This window comes from Streptomyces catenulae (assembly GCF_000718015.1).
GTDB lineage: Bacteria > Actinomycetota > Actinomycetes > Streptomycetales > Streptomycetaceae > Streptomyces > Streptomyces catenulae.
Map to the genome: position 1 here is coordinate 1 of NZ_JODY01000066.1, position 4,680 is coordinate 4,680.

Annotated in this window: 2 protein-coding genes; both read right to left on the reverse strand. The window is 73.5% G+C overall.

Annotated features, from left to right (window positions below; genetic code table 11):
* Positions 1-187 precede the first annotated feature (187 nt).
* Entirely contained in the window at positions 188-2,128 is a 1,941-nt protein-coding gene (locus IF23_RS0130635) for an acyl-CoA dehydrogenase family protein (RefSeq protein WP_030289543.1), read from the reverse strand.
* A gap of 761 nt (positions 2,129-2,889) precedes the next feature.
* Entirely contained in the window at positions 2,890-4,347 is a 1,458-nt protein-coding gene (locus IF23_RS0130640) for an aldehyde dehydrogenase family protein (RefSeq protein ID WP_030289544.1), read from the reverse strand.
* Between the last annotated feature and the right edge of the window lie 333 nt (positions 4,348-4,680).

Consider the following 4,680-nt stretch of genomic DNA (forward strand, 5'->3'; position numbering starts at 1 on the left):
GGGCGGGGTGGTGGCGCATGGGGCGGGGCGTGGGGCGCCGGGCCCCATGCGTGGGACGGGGCGGCGCCGGAGGGGGCGTCGTGCCCCATGCGCGGGGCACGGGGCGCGGCGCATGGGGCGCAGGGCACGGGGCGGGCGGGCACGGTGGCGGGTGGCCCGCCGCTCCCCCGTGGTGCGTCGCCCGGGGCTACGGCGCGTCGGAGCCGGGGCGTCGGACGGGGCGGTGGACGTTCTGGTGGGTGCTGGGGCCCGGGGTGGCGTCGGCGATCCAGGGGCCTTCGCCGCTGGCGTCGACGACGCCGTCCTCCAGCCAGCGGTAGGCGCCGTCGAGGACACCGGAGACGAGCTTGCGGTCGACGGTGTCGGTGTTGGTCCACAGCCGGGCGAAGAGTTCGTCGGCGCGGATCCGGGACTGTCGGCAGAACGCGTCGGCCAGCTGGTACGCCTCCCGCCCGTGGTCGCCGGTCAGCCGCAGATGCTCGGCCCGTACGCAGGCGGCGCTCATGGCGAACAGTTCGGCGCCGATGTCGACGATCCGCCCGAGGAAACCCTGCTTGGTCTCCATCCGTCCCTGCCAGCGCGACATCGCGTAGAAGGTGGCGCGGGCCAGCTTGCGGCAGGACCGCTCGACGTACCGCAGATGCCCCGCGAGCTGACCGAACTCCTGGTAGGCGCGCGGGAGTTGACCGGACCCGGTGACGAGCTGGGGCAGCCAGCGGGCGTAGAAGCGACCGGCGTCGGCGGCGGCCCGGCCCTTGTCGCCGAGGCTCTTCCGCGGGTCGATGAGGTCGCCCGCGACGGACAGATGCGCATCGACGGCCTCGCGGGCGATCAGCAGATGCATGATCTCCGTCGATCCCTCGAAGATGCGGTTGATCCGCATGTCGCGCAGCAACTGCTCGGCGGGCACGGCGCGCTCACCCCGTGCGGCGAGCGAGTCGGCGGTCTCGAAGCCGCGGCCACCGCGGATCTGGACCAGTTCGTCGGCGATCCGCCACCCCATCTCGGATCCGTAGAGCTTGGCGAGGGCGGCTTCGATGCGGATGTCGTTGCGGTTCTCGTCGGCCATCTGGGAGGAGAGGTCGACGACCGCCTCCAGGGCGAAGGTGGTCGCGGCGATGAACGAGATCTTGGCGCCGACCGCCTCGTGCGCGCCGATCGGCCTGCCCCACTGCTCGCGGACGGCCGACCACTCCCGGGCGATCTTCAGGGCCCACTTCCCGGAGCCCACGCACATCGCGGGCAGCGACAGCCGCCCCGTGTTGAGGGTGGTCAGCGCGATCTTCAGCCCGGCGCCCTCGGGGCCGATACGGTGCGCGGCGGGGACCCGCACCCGGTGGAAGCGGGTGACGCCGTTCTCCAGCCCGCGCAGCCCCATGAACGCGTTGCGGTGTTCGACGGTGATGCCGGGCGTCGCGGTCTCGACGACGAAGGCGGTGATGCCGCCCCGGTGCCCCTCCGACGCGGGCACGCGCGCCATCACCACCAGCAGGTCGGCGATGACGCCGTTGGTGGTCCACAGCTTCACGCCGTCGAGGAGGTATCCGTCGCCGTCGGGGACGGCGGTGGTCGCCAGGCGCGCCGGGTCCGAGCCGACGTCCGGCTCGGTGAGCAGGAACGCCGAGATGTCGGTACGGGCGCAACGGGGCAGGAAGGTGTCCTTCTGCTCCTGGCTGCCGAAGAGCTTCACGGGCTGCGGGACACCGATCGACTGGTGCGCGGAGAGCAGCGCGCCGACGGCGGGGCTGGCGGAGCCGACGAGGGCGAGCGCCTTGTTGTAGTAGACCTGCGTGAGGCCGAGTCCGCCGTACTTCGTGTCGATCTTCATGCCGAGCGCGCCGAGTTCCTTGAGCCCGTTGACGGTCTCGTCGGGGATCTGTCCCTCGCGCTCGATGCGGGCGCCGTCGATCCGGGATTCGCAGAACGTGCGCAGCGCGGCCAGGAACGCCTCGCCGCGCCGTACGTCCTCCGTCGCCGGGCTGGGGTGCGGGTGGATCAGATCGAGCCGGAAGCGTCCCAGGAACAGTTCCTTGGCGAAGCTGGGCTTGCGCCAGTCCTGTTCCCGGGCCGCCTCGGCGACCTGCCGTGCCTCCCGCTCGGAGACGTTGCGGGTGGTCGGAGCGGACATGTCGGGCTCACCTCGCCGCGTTCGGACGGATCGATCGTGCCGACGGACCGGGGCCGCTGGGACGGCACCCTGGGCACTCATGGAGTACTTGTGAGATTTACCCGGTATACGGCGTTTGCACCAGTGCTGCGCGACCGCCGGACGCTTCGGAGGGGGCCGTCGGCCGGGGACGGCCAGCCCCTGAACCCCTGGGAGGGCGTTGCGCCGGTGAGGCGTACGCCGCCGCAGTGACCGCGACGCGCGGGGCCGTCGCACGGGGCGGGGCGGGGGCTGGGCACGGGGCCGCGGCAGGGGCTGCCGCATGGGGCGCGGGGCCTGCTGCTGCCCCATGCGTGGGGTGTGGGGGCGCACCGTGCTGGGGGGCGTGGGGCGCCATGCGTAGGGGGGCGCCATGCGCGGGGCCCGCGGGGGTCGCTCCATGCGGGGCTTCGTAACCGCCCCATGCGCGGGTCCCGGTATTGCCCCATGCGCGGGGCCCCGCCGCGGGCGCAAGACCCCATGGACGCGAAAACGGCCCCGGGGACGGGGCCGTACGGTGGGGATCCGGTGCGCCCCGGGCCGTGGCCGAAAAGACGCGGGCCGTGGCGCGCTCCGGGACAAGGTGCCGGAGCGCGCCACGGCCGGGGCCGGTCCACGGGAGGGGCGGACCGGCGCCTGGTCTGGACTCATGTGACGGTCTCGGGGACGACCGCGCTGTCCACCGGTCCAGGCCGGGTCGGGCGGACGGGAGGTGCCACGGCCGACGGGCCAGGCACCGTCCCTCAGAGGTCGATGCCGGTCAGCACCAGGACCCGCTCGTAGGTGTAGTCGTCCATGGCGTAGCGGACGCCCTCACGGCCGACGCCGGAGAGCTTGGCGCCGCCGTACGGCATCTGGTCGGCGCGGTACGACGGCACATCGCCGATGATCACGCCGCCGACCTCCAGCGCACGGTGCGCACGGAACGCCGCCTGCACGTCGTGGGTGAACACCCCCGCCTGGAGCCCGTACTTGGAGTCGTTGACCGCGGCGAATGCGGCGGCCTCGCCGTCGACCTTCGCGACCGAGAGCACCGGCCCGAAGACCTCCTCGCAGGCGAGGGTGGTGTCGGCGGGCAGCTCCGCGAGGACGGTCGGCGCGTACGCGGCGCCCTCCCGCTTGCCGCCGGTGAGCAGCTTGGCACCGGCCGCGACGGCCTCGTCCACCCACGCCTCGACGCGCTCGGCCGCGGCCTGGCTGACCAGCGGGCCGACCTCCGTCGCGGCGTCGGCCGGGTCGCCGGTGACCTGCGCCTCGACAGCAGCGACGATCTTGGGTACCAGGCGGTCGTAGACCTGCGCGTCGGCGATCACCCGCTGCACCGAGATGCAGGACTGGCCGCCCTGGTAGTTGGAGAACGTGGCGATCCGCTGGGCCGCCCAGTCCAGGTCCGCCTCGGAGGCGTAGTCGCCGAGGATGACGGCCGCGCCGTTGCCGCCCAGCTCCAGGGTGCAGTGCTTACGGGGCACCGAGTCGAGGATGTCGTAGCCGACCTTCTCGGAGCCGGTGAACGAGATGACCGGCAGCCGCTCGTCCTGGACCAGCGCCGTCATGCGGTCGTTGGGGACCGGCAGGATCGACCAGGAACCGGCCGGGAGGTCGGTCTCGGCGAGGAGCTCACCGAGGATCAGACCGGACAGCGGGGTGGCGGGCGCCGGCTTGAGGAAGATCGGCACGCCTGCCGCGATGGCGGGGGCGATCTTGTGGGCGCAGAGGTTGAGCGGGAAGTTGAACGGGGCGATACCCAGCACCGTGCCGCGCGGGAAGCGACGGGTCAGCGCGAGGCGTCCGGCGCCGCCGCCGTCGGTGTCGAGCCGCTGCGCCTCGCCGCCGTTGAAACGGCGCGCCTCCTCGGCCGCGAACCGGAAGACGGACACGGCGCGGCCGACCTCACCGCGCGCCCACTTGATGGGCTTGCCGTTCTCCGCGGAGATCAGCTGCGCGATCTCCTCCGTGCGCTCGACCAGTCGGCGCTCGACGTGGCTGAGGGCCGCGGCGCGGACGTGGGCGGGGGTGGCGGCGAACTCGCCCTGGACGGTGACGGCGGCGGCGATGGCCTCCTCGACCTGCTCCTCGGTCGGGACGCTCACCGTGCCGACGAGACGTCCGTCCCAGGGGGAGGTGACGTCGAAGGTGGTGTCACCGGTGGCCTCGCGGCCGGCGACCCAAAAGGCGGTGGGGGCTGCAGCATTGTTCGGCACAGTGGATCCCGGCCCTTCCGAAGTGGTGGGTGGTGCGCACGGACCGGCGAGCAGATCCGCGCTGTCGACTCTGCCCCCACCGTAGGGGTGCCACGCCGCCGTGGCGTTTGTCCGAAGCGGCGCAATCCGTCGGTGTGTCTCTCCGCGGTGGACGAGGCCGGAAGCGGCACGCGGGGGCGGCATGGGGCGGAGGACGTGGTGCGGGCGGGAGGGCTGACGGCCCGTGGGGGCACGCGGGGGGCGTGGGGCCGCGCCCCATGCCCGACGGATGGGGCCCGCGCCCCGTGCCCCGTGCCCCATGCCCGACGGATGGGCCTCGGTGCCCCGTGCCCC